Origin of the sequence: Streptomyces misionensis, assembly GCF_900104815.1 — a bacterium.
GTDB lineage: Bacteria > Actinomycetota > Actinomycetes > Streptomycetales > Streptomycetaceae > Streptomyces > Streptomyces misionensis.
In genome coordinates this window covers 4,883,840-4,900,732 of sequence record NZ_FNTD01000004.1, presented here as the reverse complement: position 1 = coordinate 4,900,732, position 16,893 = coordinate 4,883,840, and the positions used below count along the sequence as shown (strand labels likewise).

Below are 16,893 nucleotides of genomic sequence, written 5' to 3'. Positions count from 1 at the left end.
CCCCCGTCACCGGCCCTTCGCCTGGCCGCCGACGGCCTCGGTGTCCTGGTACTTGGTCTTCAGCTTGTCCAGTTCGGCCTTCACGTCGCCGTCGGTCATCGACAGGTCGTGCCCCGCGCGCTCCAGCAGCCCGCCGAGTTCGCCGCAGCGGCCGTTCACGTCGTCGACGTACTTCTTCCAGGAGTCGTGCAACTCCTTCTGCGCGGCGGCGGACTGGCAACCGGCCGTGTCCCCCAGTCCCGACTGGCCTTCCTCCAGCTTCCCCAGCGCCTTGCCGAGGCCGTCCTGGAGGCCCTTGGTGTCCTCGCCGGCCTTCGTCCAGACCTTCTTGTCCGACTTGAGACGGCCGGCGTCGGCGCCGCCGCCTCCGCCGCCTGGATCAAGCTGGTTCAGTCGCATTCCGGTGCCGCCGCGGGTCGCGGCGTCCGCTTTCAGTTGCTCCCACTCGTCCCAGGACACGCCTGCAGCCTCCCCGTTGTCCCCGTTGCCGGCAGGCCGCGCCGGCGACGCCATGCTCCCTGTGAGGCAGGTAAGAAATCAAGTCAACCTCTTACCTGGGGCGTGCGCGGGCGAGGGGGTTACGCGGGGCTCACCCTCGCCAGTCGGTGCACGTCGCGGGCCGTTCCCGTCACCCCCGACAGGAAGCCCTGGGCCCGGGGGGAGGCGTGGTCGGTGAGCCAGGTCGGGTCGATGTCGCAGACGGCGACGCGGACTCCGGTGCCGACGAGGGCCAGGGGGAGGGTGTGCACCACGGTGGAGGGGAAGCTGAGGATCGTCCGGCCGATCGGGCCGCGGCGGGCGATGAGTTCGAGGGGCAGGTCGGGACGGACGATCTCCAGTCCGGTCTCCGTGGCCAGCCGGTGCAGCTTCTCCGTGCTCTCGCGGCGGTGGGCGAAGTAGCGGGTGGCGCCGTGCGCCTTGGCCAGGGTGCGGACGGCGTCGAGGTAGCGCTCGCCGTCCACCACACCCGTCTCCACCAGGGAGGTGCCCACCATGTCCGCGCCCTTGGTGATGCGCGGCGGGCCGAAGCGGGCGCGGGTCCAGGCGAAGTCGTTCGCGGTGACGGTGACGCCGTCCGGGACCTCGGTCACCGGCATCGAGGAGAAGACCTCGACCCGGCGGCGGCCGCCGGGGGTCAGCCTGCGGCGGGCCGAGGAGGAGACCGGGGCGAACAGCAGGTCGCGGGGGCCCGGACGGCCGCCCTTGCGGTGCCAGCGCACCAGGCGTTCACCGCGGGCGAGCTGGGCGACGAACTCCATCGTCGCGGTGCCGTCGTCCACCACGACCAGGTCGCGCGCGCGGGTGATGGTCAGCAGTAGCTGGACGTAGCGGGAGAAGGGGTCGCCCATGACGACGCGGTCGGCCCGGCGGAGCAGTCCCGCGAGACCGCCGATGGTGGCGAAGGGCGCGGTGGCTCCGCCGCGCGCCTCCTCCCAGCGCACCCGGTACCCCTCGTCGCGGGCCAGGTCCGCCATGCGGCGCAGCTGGCCGCGGGTCATGGGGTCGGTCGGGGACAGCACGACGACCGTGAGGTCGGCGCCGGCCTGCGCCGGGCCCCCGGCCACGGTCCGCCGCACCTGCGCGGGCACGGACGGCAGCGGTTCCGGGGCGGGCGGGCGGTCCGTGCCCGCCGGCCGGCCCGGGTCCGGCGCCGGCGCGGCGCCCGTGACCGGTCCCGGACCGGACCCGGCAGCGGTCCCCCGCACCACGTCCGGTTCCCTGCCCCGCAGGCCGTGCGGACGCGCCCACTCCAGCACGTTCAGCAGCTGGACCGGGCTCTCCACGAAGGCGAGCGTGCGGGAAGGGGGGCCGGGGTGGCCGGCGCGGGGGCTCATCGGGGGGTGACCGTCCCGTCGTAAGTGGGGATTCACACCGTGACCGGCTCGCCGGCGGCCGCCGCGATCTCGGCCTCGGCGACGACACCGGCGACGCGGCGCAGCTTCTTCATCGGGCCGAGCTCGGAGTCGTAGACCTTCTTGACGCCGTCGCCCAGGGAGGCCTCGATGGTGCGGATGTCGCGGACGAGCCGGGTCAGGCCCTGCGGCTCGACGGAGGCGGCCTGGTCGGAGCCCCACATGGCGCGGTCGAGGGTGATGTGGCGCTCGACGAAGGTGGCGCCCAGGGCGACGGCGGCCAGGGTGGTCTGCAGGCCGGTCTCGTGGCCGGAGTAGCCGATCGGGACGTTCGGGAACTCCTTCTCCAGCGTGTTGATCACGCGGAGGTTCAGCTCCTCGGCCTTCGCCGGGTAGGTCGAGGTGGCGTGGCACATCAGGATGTTGTCCGAGCCGAGGACCTCCACCGCGTGGCGGATCTGCTTCGGGGTGGACATGCCGGTCGAGAGGATGACCGTACGGCCCGTGGCGCGCAGGGTGCGCAGCAGCTCGTCGTCGGTGAGGGAGGCGCTCGCCACCTTGTGGGCCGGGAGGTCGAACTTCTCCAGGAAGGCGACGGCCTCGGTGTCCCACGGGGAGGCGAACCAGTCGATGCCCTTCTCCTTGCAGTACGCGTCGATCCGGCGGTACTCGTCCTCGCCGAACTCCACGCGGTGGCGGTAGTCGATGTAGGTCATCCGGCCCCAGGGGGTGTCGCGCTCGATGTCCCACTGGTCGCGCGGGGTGCAGATCTCCGGGGTGCGCTTCTGGAACTTGACGGCGTCGCAGCCGGCCTCGGCGGCCACGTCGATCAGCTTGAACGCGTTCTCCAGCTCACCGTTGTGGTTGATGCCGATCTCGCCGCAGATGTAGACGGGACGGCCGGGGCCGACCTCGCGCGAACCGAACGAACGCAGACGGGAGTTGGTGCTCATCAGGGGATGTCCTTACTTGGGGAGGGAATCGAGAGAGGGGCCGAGGATCCAGCTGGCGATCTCTCGGATCGCGCCGTCACCGCCGGGGACGGTGGTGACCGCGCGTGCGGCGCCGCGTACGACGTCGTGAGCGCTCGCGACCGCCACGGGCCAGCCGACGAGGGCGAAGCACGGGAGGTCGTTGACGTCGTTGCCGACGTAGAGCACGCGCTCCGGCGCGATGCCCTGCTCCTCGCACCACTGCTTGAGCGCGAGGTCCTTGCGGTCGATGCCGTGCAGCACGGGAAGGCGCAGCTTCCGGGCGCGGGCGGCGACCACAGGGTTCTGTTCCGTGGACAGGATCAGCATCCGCAGCCCGCTCCTGCGCAGGGCCGCGATGCCGAGTCCGTCGCCGCGGTGCACGGAGACGAACTCCCGTCCTTCGGAGTCGATCAGCACCCGGTCGTCGGTCTGGGTGCCGTCGAAGTCCAGTACGACCGCGTCGATGTCGTCGGCGGTCGGCAGCGCGCCGTGCGGGGTCCCGTTCGGGCGGTGCCGGGAGTGGGGGAGGTCCGCGTCGAAGAGAGGGGCCAGCGCGCGGGCCCGGGCCAGGTCGTGCGGGTCGTCGATCTCCAGCACCCGCGCCGGGTCGGTGCGCACGAGTTCGGTGCGGCCGAAGAAGCGGTGCAGGTGCTTGCGGAAACCGGCCGCGTCCATGGCGTAGGCGGCGCCGGTCTCCAGGAAGTCCTGGGGGCGGTCCTGGCGGCGGGGGCGGTACGACTTGTCGTGGTTGACCCCGGCCCCGCCCCCGGTGCCGGTCTCGTCGTGCCGCCAGACGAAGCCGTGGAAGGGGGCCACGGTGACCGCGGTGTCCGCGCCGTCCTCGACCACCGCGCCGGCCACGCCGTCGATGTCCTCGCGGACGAGGAAGGGGCTGGTGCACTGCACGAGCAGGACCGTGTCGACGACCTCGCCGTGCAGGGCCTCGTGGGCGTCCATGGCGTGCAGGACGGCGGCCTCGGAGGTGGCGGTGTCCCCGGCGATGGCGGCCGGGCGGAGCACCACCTCGGCGCCGGCCGCGCGGGCGGCGGCGGCGATGGCCTGGTCGTCGGTGGAGACCACGACGTCGGTGACCAGCCGGGTGGCGCGGCACTCGCGCACCGCGCGGGCCACCAGCGGGACGCCGCCGACCGGGGCGAGGTTCTTCGCGGGCACGCCCTTGGAGCCGCCGCGGGCGGGGATCACCGCGAGCACCCGGCGCACCGAGGCGCCCTGGCCCGCTTGCGGGTCGGACATGGGATCCACTCCTTGGGTAGAGGTCACAGCTCCCCCATCCGCCGGATCACCGGGGCGACGCGCTGGACGCCGTGCCGGTAGGCGCCGCGCGCGGCCCGGCGCACGATCTGGCGGACGGGGCCGGGCGCCTTGTCGGCGGTGGGGGCGCCGGGCAGCGGGGCGCCGTCGGGGCCGAGGTGGTGGCGGGCGAGGATGCCGGGCAGATAGCCGGGCGCGGTCTCGGAGGTGTAGTAGGGGGTGAGGGGCGGCAGTCCGCCGGGGCGGTCGAGCAGCCCGGCGATGCGCTCGCGGGCCGTGGAGAAGCAGGACTCGTACGAGGCGCCCCCGGCGGCGACGCCCTGCCGGGCCACCCACTCCTCGTCGGGGGCGGGGCGGTGCCCGGCGTCGAGCTGGTCCCAGGAGGCGAGGCAGCCGGAGCCGGTGAAGTGGTGGTTGCCGAGCGCCTCGCGCACCCCGAGGTCGGTCAGGACGACGGTGGGCACACGCCGGTGCAGGGCCTCCAGGGCGGCCGTGGAGCTGACCGTGACCAGCAGGTCGGTACGGTCCAGCACCTCGCCCATGTGCCCGTACACCAGCCGGAAGTTGGCGGGCACGTCCTTGCCCTGGACCAGCTTCTGGTAGGGCAGCTCCTCGATGTGGGTGGTGTGTTCGCCGGGCTTGGAGCGCAGCTTGAGCAGCACCTCCCGCTCGGGGTGCCTGCGGGCGTGCCCGATGAGCCGGTCCAGCAGGTAGGTGCGGTCGCGGCGGTTGTCCGGGACGGACGGCTGGGCCGCGAACACCACGGTGTAGGGGTCGTGTTCGCCGGTGTACGGCTCCCCGCCGAGGAAGGGCAGCGCGACCTCGGTGACCGAGGAGGCGTCCGCGCCGACCCCTTCGTACACGGCCCGGAACCGGTCCGCGTCGTGCCGGGAGTTGGCGAGGACCAGGTCCGCGCCGTGCCGCAGCAGCAGGCCGTCGGTGAGCTTCTCGTAGACGACGCCGACGTAGCCGGTGACGACGACGGGCCGCCGGCCGGTGCCCCAGACGTTGCGCAGGCCGTGCAGCATCGCCTGGACGCCGCCGCCGACCAGCGCCAGCACCAGCACGTCGTAGGGCTCCCGGCCCATCGCGTGCAGGAACTCGACGCCGGTGACCTCGCGGAGGGAGTCGGCGCGGACGCCCACCTCGCTCAGCTGGCGGGCGGTCGGGGTGGCGCGGCCGCGCAGGAGGTAGCCGTCGAGCCGGACCTCGGCATCCGCCGGAGTGAGCCGTCGCGCGGTGAGCGCGCCCCACTTCCAGCGGGTGTCGGAGTCCGCGAGGACGGCGACCCGCAGGGACTTCGTTGCACTTGCTGGCACGCCGAAGACGCTAGGAAGGCATTCCGCCGTTCCGCCCAACCCGAAAGCAACAAACGGTTAACAGCACGTCGCCGGACGGCGAATCGGCCCGCGGGAGGGCCGCAATAAAGCCTGGTTCACGGCTTCGCCACATGCCATTCACCCAGTATCAAGCACGGCGTCAAGACGAATGACGGGCGTCCGCCTAACGTCCCTGACGTGGTCAAGCTCTCCGTCATCGTGCCGTTCTACAACGTGCAGCAATACGCGCCCGACACGCTCAGGAGCCTGAAGGCGAACGCGCGTGAGGACTTCGAATTCATTCTCGTCGACGACTGTTCCCGCGACGGGACACCCGGGATTCTCGCGCGCGCGGAGCGCGAGCTGCCCGGGGCGGTCCTCGTCCGGCACGAACAGAACGGGGGTCTGGCGACCGCGCGCAACACCGGCATCGACCGGGCGCGCGGCGAGTATCTGACGTTCCTGGACGGCGACGACTGGCTCGCCCCGGGCTACTTCGAGCAATTGGTCGGCGCGATCGAGGAGTTGGGCGTCGATTTTCTGCGCACCGACCATGTGCAGTGCACCGCGCGGGCCCGCCAGGTGCACCGGGTGCCGGTCGGCCGGCGGAACCAGGTGCTGGACCCGCGCGAGGCGATACTGCCCGCGGACCGCTCCACCTCGGTGGACTACGCGTTCGCCTGGGCGGGCGTCTACCACCGCCGGCTGGTCGACAAGGGGCTGCTGCACTTCACCGACGGGCTGCGCACGGCCGAGGACCGGCCGTGGATCTGGAGGCTGCACCGGGAGGCGGAATCCTTCGCCGCGGTGAGCCTGCTCGGGGTGTTCTACCGGCGCGGGGTCGCCTCCTCGCTCACCCAGATCGGCGATGTGCGCCAGCTCGATTTCATTCGGGCATTCGATCAGGTGATCGCGGAGACCGCCGCGGACCGCGATGCGGACGCACTGCTGCCGAAGGCGGTCCGTACGTATTGCGCCATCATTTCCCATCATCTGGGATCCATCGAAAGGTTCGAGCCCGCGGTGGCGAAGAAACTGAAATCCCTGAGTGCCGCCGCACTGCGCCGCATGCCGCAGGACGTGCTGGACGAGGCCCTGGACTCCATGGACGTGCAGCGCGCCACCAAGCTGCGCCGGCTGCGCCGCCGTCCCGCCGCCGCGGGGGCCGCCGCGTGACCACCCAGATCTTCCAGGCGTCCACGCTGTACGGCATCGCCACCCTCGCCGCCGCCCTGGACTCCGGCTGCTTCGACTCCGCCGACCGGCGGATCCTGCTGGTCTGCAACAACGCGGCGACGCCCGAGACGACGCCGGGTCCCGACGAGATGCCGGGGTTCGAGCGGCTGCGCGACCGGTTCGACGACGTGATCTCGTACAACGAGACGATCTTCCCGTTCCACCCGGGCGGCTGGGCTCCCCGGGTGGACGACATGCCGCTGTGGGAACGGTTCCTGCGGCACGAGTGGCGGCTGGGCGACGAGGACGTCGAGCTGGCCGTCGAGTCGATCCAGGTCAATCCGGCGCTCGCGCTCGCCCAGATCTTCAACGGCGCCCCGGTCACGGTCTACGCGGACGGCCTGATGTCCTACGGCCCGACCCGCAACAAGATCGACCCGCTGGTCGGCACGCGCATCGACCGGGTGCTCCACCTGGACCTGGTGCCGGGACTGGCGCCGCTGCTGCTGACCGAGTTCAAGGTGCCCGGCGAGCTGGTCCCCACCCAGGCCTTCACGAAGGTGCTCGCGGAACTCGCGCAGACCGCCGCCGGGACGCCGGACGCCGAGGAGCCCGCGCTGCTGCTCGGGCAGTACCTGTCGGCGCTGGACATCCTCACCGCGGAGCAGGAGGAGAACCTGCACGTGCGGATGCTGAGGGGCGCGGCGGCCCTGGGCCACACCGCGGTCGTGTTCAAACCCCACCCCACCGCCCCGGCGCGCTACACCCGCTCGCTGGAGCAGGAGGCGGAGCGGCTCGGTGTCGAGCTGACCGTCGTGGACACGCCGGTCCTCGCCGAGGTGCTGTACCAGCGGATGCGTCCCGCGCTGGTCGTCGGCTGCTTCTCCACGGCCCTGCTCACCGCCTCCGCGCTCTACGGCCTGCCGGTCGCCCGGGTGGGCACCGAGCTGCTGCTGGAGCGGCTGACGCCGTACGAGAACAGCAACCGGATCCCGGTCACCATCGTGGACGCCCTGCTGCCGGAGCTGTCCGACGCGGCCGCGGTCACCGAGCGGCGCCAGGGCATGGACGTGGACCGGCTGGGCGCGCTGGTGCGCGCGGTGGGCTTCGCGATGCAGTCGAAGATCCTGCCGGGGCTGCGCGCGGAGACGGAGACCTGGCTCGCGGCCAACTTCGGTCCCGAGACGTCCCGTTACTTCAAGCGCCGCAGGCTCACCTCGCTCGCCCTGCCCGGCGGGATCCCGTCCCAGCTGGCGTTCATCCCGCGCAACGTGACCGTGCGCCGGGTGGCGAAGAAGGCGCGCAGCCTGCGCAGGACGGTGCGGCGCTGAGTCCGGGCGGACCCGTCCCGCACCCGGGTCCGCCCACGCCCCCGCCCCGTGCCGTTAACCCGGACGTAAGCCCAACTACCGCCACTTTTCAGGTAGTTTCATGTGATCGTGAGACATGAATCCCGGTGTCCGGGTAGGCGCCGGGCACCATGGCTGTTTCCTCCCCCACCCTCGACGCCGTCCCCGCCCCGCCCGACCGGACGACGGCCGCCCCCACCGCCACCCCCACCGATCGCCGGAGCCGGCTGCTCGCACTGGACGGGCTGCGGCTCGTGGCCGCGCTGATGGTCTGCCTGTACCACTACACCGGCCGCGGCGGCACGGTCTCCGAGTCCTGGCACCAGAGCCCGGCCACGCTCTTCCCGGCCCTGTCCCGGCTGTCCGTCTACGGCTGCCTGGGCGTCCAGTTCTTCTTCGTCATCAGCGGCTTCGTGATCTGCATGAGCAGCTGGGGCCGCACCCTCGGCGACTTCTTCCGCTCCCGGGTCTCCCGCCTCTACCCCGCCTACTGGGTCGCGCTGGTGCTGGTCACCGCGGCGTCCCTGGTGCTGCCGGCCGTCATCGCGCCGGTCCGCCCGGACGAGTTCCTGGTCAACCTGACGATGCTGCAACAGCCGATGGGCGCGACCCGCGTGCTCGGCGTGTGCTGGACGCTGTGGGCCGAGGTCCGCTTCTACGCGCTGTTCGCCCTGCTCGTCGTCGCGCGGGGTGTCACCTACCGCCGGGTGGTGCTGTTCTGCTCCGTGTGGACACTGGCGGTGGTGGTCTGCCGTACCACCGGCAACGCGCTGACCGACCAGATCCTCATGCCCGAGTACGCGCCCTTCTTCATCGGCGGCCTCGCCCTCTACCTGGTGCACCGCTTCGGCGGGAACCCGCTGCTGTGGGGCATCGTCGCGGTGTCCCTGCTGCTCGGGCAGAGCGAGGCCACCCGCGGCCTGTGGCACCCCGCCGGCCACTTCGGCTTCCACCGCGACCCCTACGTGGTCATCCTGATCGTCGCCCTCGCCTTCGCCGCCGTCGCCGCCGTCGCCCTCGGCCTGACCCGCTGGGCGTCCTGGCCCTGGCTGACCACGGCCGGCGCGCTGACGTACCCCTTCTACCTGGTCCACGAACACCTGGGCTGGTTCGTCATCCGCGTCCTGCGCCGGACCCTCGGCCTGTCACCGGGGGCGACCCTCGCGGTGACGGTCCTGGCCATGCTGCTCCTGGCCTGGCTCATCCACCGGTTCGTGGAGAAACCGTTCGGCCCACGGCTCAGGCGGGCGCTGAAGGCGCGCGGCCCTTCCGGCGTCTAGGACGCCACCCCGTACCGCGCCCCGATCCCCGCGATCACGACCGCCAGTCCTTCTTCGAACTGGCGGTCGTAGTCGTCGAAGAGGAGTTCGCCGGCCGCCGCCGCGAGGGGGTGGTCGGCCAGGCGGCGGGCGCGGTCGGCGATGTCGGTGCGGACCTTCTCGTCGCCCGGCAGGGGGCGCATGCCCTGCTCCTCGGTGACGAAGCCGATGGTGTAGGCGTAGGCCGTGCGGCCCGCGTCGACGGCCTGGGCGAAGGTCAGCCCGGCGTCCGTCAGGAGCCGGAGGTTCGCCTCCAGGGCGGGGGCGTGGTCGACGCCGGTGAAGCGGGAGCCGCTGAAGACCTTGGCGCCGTCGCGGTAGCCGAGCAGCGCGGCGCGCAGACCGCGGTTGACCTTCAGCAGGCGTTCTTGCCAGGTGTCGGCGGGATCGAGTCCGGCGCCGGCCGTCATCCGCCGGAACATCTGTGTCGCCATCTCGTCCAGCAGCGCCTGCTTGTCCTTGAAGTGCCAGTACAGGGCAGGCGCCTTGACGTCCAGCTCCTTCGCGATGGCGCGCAGGGTCAGCCCGTCGAGGCCGACCTCGTTCAGCAGCCGCAGCGCCGTGTCGGCGACCCGCGCACGGTCCAGGGGCGATCGTCGTTCCGCACTCACGCTTGACAGCTTAACAGCGTTAAGGGCACTCTCGGACCCAAGGAACTTAACGGCGTTAAGGAGATGTGGCCGTGGATACGACGGATGTCCTGATCGTGGGCGCGGGCCCCACCGGGCTCACCCTCGGCATCGACCTGGCCCGGCGCGGGGTCGCGGCCCGGCTCGTGGAGCGCGCGGACGCCCTGTTCCCGGGCTCGCGCGGCAAGGGGATCCAGCCCCGCACCCAGGAGGTCTTCGACGACCTGGGCGTCATCGACGCGGTCCGCGCGTCGGGCGGCCCCTACCCGGACCGGATGGTCTGGCGCGACGGCGAGCGGGTCGGCGAGGAGTCGATGTTCGAGCGGTTCGAGCCGGACGCGGGCACGCCGTACCCCGCGCCGCTGATGGTCCCGCAGTGGCGCACCCAGGAGATCCTGTACGCCCGGCTCACGGAACTGGGCGGGAAGGCCGCCTTCGGGCGCGAGGTCACGGGCCTGGCGCAGGACGCGGACGGCGTGGACGTGGCGTTCGCCGACGGTACGACGGTCCGCGCGCGCCATGTGGTGGCCGCCGACGGCGGTCGCTCGGGGATCCGGCGGGCCCTCGGTGTCGGCATGACCGGCGAGACCGTCGACCCGGCACCGTTCGTGGTGGCGGACCTGCGGGTGCGGGGCCTGGACCGGTCGCACTGGCACGCCTTCCCGGCCGCGGACGACAGCGCCCTCGGGCTCTGCCCGCTGGCCGGCACCGAGGAGTTCCAGATGGCCGCGCGGCTGCCGGTGGGCTCGGAGCCGGATGTGACCGAGGACGGCGTGCGCGAGCTGGTCGCCCGGTACACCCACCTGGCCGCCTCGGATGTGACCGAGGTGCGCTGGGCCTCGGAGTTCCGGCCCCGGGCGGCGCTCGCGGACCGGTTCCGGGTGGGCCGGGTGTTCCTCGCGGGCGACGCCGCGCACGTGCACTCACCGGCCGGCGGACAGGGCCTGAACACCAGCGTCCAGGACGCCTACAACCTCGGCTGGAAGCTGGACGCGGTCCTGCGGGGCGCCCCCGAGTCCCTGCTGGACACGTACGAGGAGGAGCGGCGGGCGAACGCCGCGGCCGTGCTGGAACTGTCCACCGGCGTGCACCGCGGCGAGGTCCGGCGGGGCCGGGCCACCGTCCAACTCGGCGTCGGCTACCGGGAGTCGTCGCTCAGCGCCGAGACCCGGACCGAGCCGGGACGGGTGCGCGCGGGCGACCGCGCGCCGGACGCCGAGATCCCCGGTGGCCGCCTCTTCGACCTCTTCCGGGGCCCGCACTGGACCCTGCTGGGCGCGGCCGCCGCCCCGCGAGCGGGCGTGCGCACCCTGCCGTCGGCCCCCCGGTCCTACGGCCCCGGTGTCTTCCTCGTCCGCCCCGACGGGTACGTCGGCTGGGCGGGCGAGACGGCGACGGAGGACCTGGCGGCGTACCTCGACTCCGTCCTGGGCGGCTGAACTCCGGCGCCCCGGCCGCTCCTGCCGGCCCGCGCCACTACGACGCCAGCGACAGCTTCACCGCGAAGCCGAGGAAGAGGACGCCGGCCGCCGACGTCGCCGTCGCCGACAGGCGCTTGCGGCGGCGGAAGGCGGCGGCGAGGCGGGTGCCGCCGAATATGAGGGCGCTGAGGTAGAGCACGCTGGCCACCTGAGCGAAGGCGCCCAGCACGACGAAGGAGAGGGCCGGGTAGGCGTAGCCCGGGTCCACGAACTGAACGAAGAAAGCGACGAAAAAGAGAATGGCCTTCGGGTTGAAGAGGCTCACCACGAGGGCGCGGCGATAGGGGCGTTCCTCGGTGGCGACGGCCGCCTCCGCCGTCTCCTCCGGCTGCCGCTCCCGCCGGGTGCGCCACATCCGCCGGGCCGCCCGCATCATGCCGATCGCCAGCCAGGTCAGATATCCGGCGCCCGCGTACTTCACGATCCCGAACAGCACGGCGTTGGCCTGGAGCAGCGAGGCGACTCCGGCGGCGGACAGGGTCATGAGCACCGTGTCCCCGCAGAACACCCCGGCGGCCGCGGTGTACCCGGCGCGCACCCCGCGGCGGGCGGCGACGGACAGCACATAGAGGGAGTTGGGCCCGGGCAGCAGCACGATCAGGGCCACGCCCGCGAGATACGTGGGGAGATGGACGACACCGAACATGGCAAGGAGTGTCGCACGGGGGTACGACAACGGGACCTGGCGGTGACCCCTCACCGGTCCCGGCTCAGAACGCGTCGCTCGGCACGTGACTCCCCCACACCTCGCGCAGCGCCCCGCACACCTCGCCCAGCGTGGCCCGCGCCCGCAGCGCCTCCCTCATCGGGTAGAGGACGTTGTCCTCGCCCTCGGCCGCCTTCGCCAGCGCGGTCAGGGCCGAGTCGACCGCGCCCCGGTCGCGTCCGGCGCGCAGCCGGGCGAGGCGTTCGCACTGGCGGGCCTCGATGGCGGGGTCCACGCGCAGCGGCGCGTAGGGCTCCTCCTCGTCCAGCCGGAAGCGGTTGACGCCGACCACCACCCGCTCGCCGGAGTCGGTCTCCTGGGCGATGCGGTAGGCGTTGCGCTCGATCTCGGCCTTCTGGAAGCCCCGTTCGATCGCGGCCTCCGCGCCGCCCATCTCCTCGACCTCGCGCATCAGCTCGACGGCCGCCTCCTCCACGTCGTCGGTCATCCGCTCCACCGCGTAGGACCCGGCGAACGGGTCGACCGTCGCCGTCACGTCCGTCTCGTGGGCCAGCACCTGCTGCGTGCGCAGGGCGAGCCGCGCGGCGGTGGCGGTGGGCAGCGCGATCGCCTCGTCGAAGGAGTTGGTGTGCAGGGACTGGGTGCCGCCGAGGACCGCGCCGAGGGCCTGGACCGCGACCCGCACCAGGTTCACCTCCGGCTGCTGCGCGGTCAGCTGCACCCCGGCGGTCTGGGTGTGGAAGCGCAGCATCAGCGACTTGGGGTCGCGCGCGCCGAACTCCTCCCGCATCACCCGGGCCCAGATCCGGCGCGCGGCCCGGAACTTGGCCACCTCCTCCAGGAACGTCGTGCGGGCGACGAAGAAGAAGGACAGACGCGGGGCGAAGTCGTCAACGGCCATCCCGGCCGCGATCGCGGTGCGCACGTACTCGATGCCGTCGGCCAGGGTGAAGGCGATCTCCTGCACGGGGGACGCGCCCGCCTCGGCCATGTGGTAGCCGGAGATGGAGATGGTGTTCCACCTCGGGATCTCGGCCGTGCAGTACCGGAAGACGTCCGCCGTCAGCCGCAGCGAGGGCCTGGGCGGGAAGATGTAGGTGCCGCGGGCGATGTACTCCTTGAGCACGTCGTTCTGGACCGTGCCGGTCAGCCGGTCCGCCGGCACCCCCTGCTCCTCCGCCACCAGCTGGTACAGCAGGAGCAGCGGCGCGGCCGGGGCGTTGATCGTCATCGACGTGGACACCCGGTCCAGCGGGATGCCGTCGAACAGCACCCGCATGTCCTCGATCGAGTCGATGGCCACGCCGACCTTGCCGACCTCGCCGTGCGCGAGGGGCGCGTCGGAGTCGTGGCCCATCTGGGTGGGCAGGTCGAAGGCGACGGACAGCCCGGTGGTGCCGTGGGCGATCAGCTCCCGGTAGCGGGCGTTGGACTCGGCGGCCGTGCCGAAACCGGCGTACTGGCGCATCGTCCAGGGGCGGCCGGTGTACATGCTGGGGTAGACCCCTCGGGTGAAGGGGTACGCCCCCGGCTCCCCGAGCCTGTCCGCGGGGTCCCAGCCGGTCAGGGCGTCCGGCCCGTACACCGGCTCGATCGGCAGGCCCGACTCCGACTCACGCGCCATAACCGCCTCCGCAGGACGTTCCGTACCTCCCCACCATGCCCCGCGCTCCGACGGCGGTCACGCGGAGAGGCGTCCGGAGCGTGCGGCCTCGGCGCTCCCGCCGCGGGGACGAGGGCTGGGTGCGTCGGCGTCCGGGGAGAGGGGGTCTCGCGCGGCTGTCCACCGGGGACGCGGGCGGGCGGCGAGGCCGGCGGAGGCGATGAGTATGGGGCGCGGGCGGGACCGGGGGAACATGTCCCGCCCGCGCCGGGTGCACGAGCCGTGGGTACGGGGGGAACCCCGGCTCGGTGCAACAGCCGATGACCAGTCGGCTCACTTGGTACTGCGTCCGGGGGCCGAAAAGTGTCACACCCTGCGCGAAGAAATTTTCCCAGCCTGGTGAAACAGCAGGTCAGGAGGGTGATGGGGACGGGGATCCGCTGGGTGCGCCGGCGGTGGCGCGAGGGCGCCGGGGGCCGTGGGCGGAGGGTTCCGGGGCGGGCGTGGCGCCATCGCGCTGCCGGATGCGGACCTGGCCCGCGCCGGAACCCCGGCCGCCGCCCTTGCCCAGTCCGCTCCCCTTGCCGTTGCCGTTGCCGGGGTGGCTGTCGTCGTCACCGCCCTGGCCGTTGCCGTTCTGGTCGCCGCCCCCGCCCTGCCCGGAGCCCCGGCCCGCGCCGCGGCCTTCGCCCTGGCCGCGGCCGCCGTCGTCGCCGCCCTTGCCGGGGGTCGGGCTGACGGCGGTGTGCTCGCCGGTGGTCAGGAGCAGCTTGCAGTACTGGGCCACCCGGGCGGAGCCGCCCGCCAGGGTCTCCAGCGCGCGTCTGCGGTCCGCGCCGAGGCCGGTGCCGGCGCGCAGGTCCCGGCAGGCCGTGGCGGCGCCGCTCCACCGGCCGCCGGGGGCGCTGGGCGCGCCGGAGCCGGGGCGCGTGCCCGTGCCGGTGCGGCCGTCCGGGCCGGTGGCGCGGTCGGAGCCGCCGGATCGGGCGGTGCCCGTGGCGCCGCCGGGAGCGGCGGTGCCGGTGGGTGCCTGCGGGGTGGTGGCCGGGGCGAGCGGCCGGCCGGAGGCGGTGGCGCTGGCCGCGGGGGCCGGGCGCTCCTCGTCGAACGGCGTGGGCAGCACTCCGCTGCCGGCGGCCACGGCGACCCCGCCGAGGGTGCCGGCCGCCACCACCGCGGCCAGCGCGAGGCGCACCGGGCGGCGCCAGGCGGGGCGGCGGGCGGGGGCTTCGGTGCGGGCGCCGATGCGGACCAGGCCCGCGTCGTGTCCGCGGGTGCTCGCGCCGGGGCGGCCGCCGGGCGCGGCGGCGCGCTCCTCCGCGGCGGCGTCGCGGGCCTTGCGGAACGCGGCCAGGGCGGCCTGCTCGCCGGGGAGTTCGGAGGTGGCCGGGGCCGCCTCCGCGGACAGCGCGCCGAGCAGCTCGAAGAGGCGTTCCGCGCGGTCGGCGGCGGACGCGTCGACGGCCTCCGCCGCCTCCCCGGCGAGCAGGCGCTCCGCCGTCTCCCGGTTCAGCCACTTGTCCTGCTCGTCGGCCATCACATGTCCTTCTGCGTCCGCGCTCGCGTATGCGTCACAGTGCCGGACGTCACCGCGCGGCGGCGCGGTTCTCGCTGGACGGCCCGCTCGGCCGTCCGGGGAGGCGGCAGCGCGTCGAGCACGCCCGCGGCCTCCGGGTCGTCGCCCAGCAGTTCCGCGAGCCGTTTGAGGCCGCGGTGCGCGGCGGTGCGGACGGCCCCGGCGCGTTTGCCGAGGGTCTCGGCCGCGGACTTGGCGTCCAGACCGACCACCACGCGCAGGACGACCGCCTCGGCCTGGTCCTGCGGGAGCCGCGCGATGAGGGAGAGGGTGTTGCCGGTGGTGAGCGCCTCGATGGCCTCGCCCGCGGTGTCGGACTCGGCTGCCCGGCCGGTCAGTTCGGTCTCGTCGCCGCCGATCGCCGGGCGGCGGCCGCGCATCCGGATGTGGTCCAGGGCGCGGTTGCGGGCGATCCGGGCGGCCCAGCCGCGGAAGCGGTCGGCGTCGCCGCTGAACCGGCCGAGGTCCCGGGCGATCTGCAGCCAGGCTTCGGAGGCCACGTCCTCGGCGTCCGGATCGCCGACCAGCGTGCGCACGTATCCGAGCAGGCGCGGGTGTACCGCGCGGTACACCGTGCGGAAGGCGCTCTCGTCACCGTCCTGTGCCGCACGCACCGCGGTGGTCAGCTCCGCGTCGTCCCCCAGCACCGCACTCCCTTTACGCCTGTCTCCGGTCGGCGCGAATGGCACGTTACGGCGTGAAACCTTTCTTCGTCCATGTCCGTAGAAGATGCAACTAACTCGTGACCGGGTGCGGGTGTGCGCAGGGTGAGCATCCGGTGCGGACCGAAAGCGGCCGGGGTGTGACAGAAAACGCACGGGCGGCGCTGTAGGGAGTACGGGTCGCCGCGCGGCCCTCAGCGCGACGGCCGGGGCCTCTCCTGTGGGGGGTGGCGGCCCCGGCCGTCGCCCTGCCCGGCGTCCTGCCGCTCGCCTCTTACCCTTCGGCGCTCACTTCTTACCGTCGTTCGCTTGCGAACTTCCGCCGCTTTTGCCGGTTTTGTCCGCTTTCGGGGTCGCGCAGTGCGCGGCGACCAGCTCCGGGTCGCCCGCCGCCGCGACGATTTGCCGCCAGGCCGTGGCATCCGGCGCCTGGCCCCACCGCCCCGCTTTCCCGTGGGCCCGGCAGTGGGCCGGGGTGTCGCGGGCGGTCGCCGGACGGGGCGGGCGCGGGGCGGGGGCGGTGGACCGCGGGATGCCGCTCGGCCGGGTGACCGTACCGGACGAGGGGGCCGGGCCCGCGGGGCGCGGTGTGCCCGCGGCGGGTGCCGCCGGGCGTACGACGGGGTGCGGGGCGGCGCGGGTGCCGGACCCGGCGGAGCCGATCGCCGCGGTGGCGGCCCCGCCCAACGCGAGGGACGCCAGCGTCACCGACAGCACGGTCCGCAGCGCACGGCGCCGCGCCGTGGGCCGCCAGTCGTCGCGGGGCCGGGTCCGGGAAGGGCGGGTCCCGGCGGCGCGGGCACCGCGGAAGGCGGCGACGGCCCGGCGCTCGGCCTCGGGATCCGCGTCGTACACCCGCAGCGCCGCGCCGAACCGCGCCTCGAACTCGCCGACGCCGAGGTCCGCGTCGCCGCGCCTCGGCAAGGGCACGCCCGTGCCCCCGCGCCGCCGCCCGGACACCCGACCGCCGCCCTTCCGCTCACCCATGCCCGTTCCCGTCCTCGTCCCCCGCA

The 16,893-nt window shown here is 73.6% G+C and carries 15 protein-coding genes; 4 read left to right on the top strand and 11 right to left on the bottom strand.

Going from position 1 to position 16,893, the window contains the following annotated elements:
• Nucleotides 1–6: 6 nt before the first annotated feature.
• The 5 genes from BLW85_RS24030 to BLW85_RS24010 all read right to left on the bottom strand — a co-directional run bounded on the left by BLW85_RS24030 (nucleotide 7) and on the right by BLW85_RS24010 (nucleotide 5,418).
• On the bottom strand, nucleotides 7–459 hold the full coding sequence (locus BLW85_RS24030) for a hypothetical protein (protein WP_074993074.1): 453 nt from the start codon (nucleotides 457–459) through the stop codon (nucleotides 7–9).
• Nucleotides 460–578: 119 nt separating this feature from the next.
• Entirely contained in the window at nucleotides 579–1,835 is a 1,257-nt protein-coding gene (locus tag BLW85_RS24025; protein WP_074993073.1) for a hypothetical protein, read from the bottom strand.
• 32 nt (nucleotides 1,836–1,867) lie between these two features.
• Entirely contained in the window at nucleotides 1,868–2,806 is a 939-nt protein-coding gene (locus BLW85_RS24020; RefSeq protein ID WP_070026192.1) for an N-acetylneuraminate synthase family protein, read from the bottom strand.
• A gap of 12 nt (nucleotides 2,807–2,818) precedes the next feature.
• The gene (locus tag BLW85_RS24015; RefSeq protein WP_074993072.1) at nucleotides 2,819–4,081 is read right to left on the bottom strand and encodes an N-acylneuraminate cytidylyltransferase; all 1,263 of its coding nucleotides are present in this window, start codon (nucleotides 4,079–4,081) and stop codon (nucleotides 2,819–2,821) included.
• Between the two features lie 23 nt (nucleotides 4,082–4,104).
• Complete coding sequence (locus tag BLW85_RS24010) at nucleotides 4,105–5,418, bottom strand: DUF6716 putative glycosyltransferase (protein ID WP_070026194.1); 1,314 nt, start codon at nucleotides 5,416–5,418, stop codon at nucleotides 4,105–4,107.
• 198 nt (nucleotides 5,419–5,616) lie between these two features.
• On the opposite strand from BLW85_RS24010, the gene BLW85_RS24005 reads away from it, so the two are divergent.
• The 3 genes from BLW85_RS24005 (at nucleotide 5,617) to BLW85_RS23995 (ending at nucleotide 9,223) form a co-directional block, all read left to right on the top strand.
• Nucleotides 5,617–6,594: a glycosyltransferase family 2 protein gene (locus tag BLW85_RS24005; protein WP_074993071.1), complete on the top strand. Its 978-nt coding sequence runs from the start codon at nucleotides 5,617–5,619 to the stop codon at nucleotides 6,592–6,594.
• The gene (locus tag BLW85_RS24000) at nucleotides 6,591–7,925 is read left to right on the top strand and encodes an alpha-2,8-polysialyltransferase family protein (RefSeq protein WP_074993070.1); all 1,335 of its coding nucleotides are present in this window, start codon (nucleotides 6,591–6,593) and stop codon (nucleotides 7,923–7,925) included. The genes BLW85_RS24005 and BLW85_RS24000 overlap by 4 nt, the downstream gene beginning before the upstream one ends.
• A gap of 149 nt (nucleotides 7,926–8,074) precedes the next feature.
• The gene (locus BLW85_RS23995; protein ID WP_177330031.1) at nucleotides 8,075–9,223 is read left to right on the top strand and encodes an acyltransferase family protein; all 1,149 of its coding nucleotides are present in this window, start codon (nucleotides 8,075–8,077) and stop codon (nucleotides 9,221–9,223) included.
• Here BLW85_RS23995 and BLW85_RS23990 read toward each other — a convergent pair.
• Nucleotides 9,220–9,873 (bottom strand): TetR/AcrR family transcriptional regulator C-terminal domain-containing protein, encoded by a 654-nt coding sequence (locus BLW85_RS23990; protein WP_074993069.1) that lies wholly within the window; start codon nucleotides 9,871–9,873, stop codon nucleotides 9,220–9,222. The genes BLW85_RS23995 and BLW85_RS23990 overlap by 4 nt on opposite strands.
• Before the next feature lie 71 nt (nucleotides 9,874–9,944).
• Here BLW85_RS23990 and BLW85_RS23985 point away from each other — a divergent pair, with 71 nt between their 5' ends.
• Nucleotides 9,945–11,330 carry an FAD-dependent monooxygenase gene (locus BLW85_RS23985; protein ID WP_074996186.1) on the top strand — a complete coding sequence of 462 codons (1,386 nt, stop codon included), beginning with the start codon at nucleotides 9,945–9,947 and terminating at the stop codon, nucleotides 11,328–11,330.
• 37 nt (nucleotides 11,331–11,367) lie between these two features.
• Here the strand turns inward: BLW85_RS23985 and leuE are convergent, their stop codons facing one another.
• The 5 genes from leuE to BLW85_RS23960 all read right to left on the bottom strand — a co-directional run bounded on the left by leuE (nucleotide 11,368) and on the right by BLW85_RS23960 (nucleotide 16,867).
• Nucleotides 11,368–12,018, bottom strand: a complete 651-nt coding sequence (gene leuE / locus BLW85_RS23980) for a leucine efflux protein LeuE (protein WP_074993068.1) — start codon at nucleotides 12,016–12,018, stop codon at nucleotides 11,368–11,370.
• A gap of 64 nt (nucleotides 12,019–12,082) precedes the next feature.
• Nucleotides 12,083–13,663 (bottom strand): acyl-CoA mutase large subunit family protein, encoded by a 1,581-nt coding sequence (locus BLW85_RS23975; RefSeq protein WP_074993067.1) that lies wholly within the window; start codon nucleotides 13,661–13,663, stop codon nucleotides 12,083–12,085.
• Nucleotides 13,664–14,054: 391 nt separating this feature from the next.
• Nucleotides 14,055–15,179 (bottom strand): hypothetical protein, encoded by a 1,125-nt coding sequence (locus BLW85_RS23970; protein WP_074993066.1) that lies wholly within the window; start codon nucleotides 15,177–15,179, stop codon nucleotides 14,055–14,057.
• Nucleotides 15,179–15,865, bottom strand: coding sequence for an RNA polymerase sigma factor (locus BLW85_RS23965; protein WP_070026201.1), 687 nt, complete (start codon nucleotides 15,863–15,865; stop codon nucleotides 15,179–15,181). The genes BLW85_RS23970 and BLW85_RS23965 overlap by 1 nt, the downstream gene beginning before the upstream one ends.
• Before the next feature lie 303 nt (nucleotides 15,866–16,168).
• Nucleotides 16,169–16,867 (bottom strand): hypothetical protein, encoded by a 699-nt coding sequence (locus BLW85_RS23960; protein ID WP_074993065.1) that lies wholly within the window; start codon nucleotides 16,865–16,867, stop codon nucleotides 16,169–16,171.
• Nucleotides 16,868–16,893: the final 26 nt, after the last annotated feature.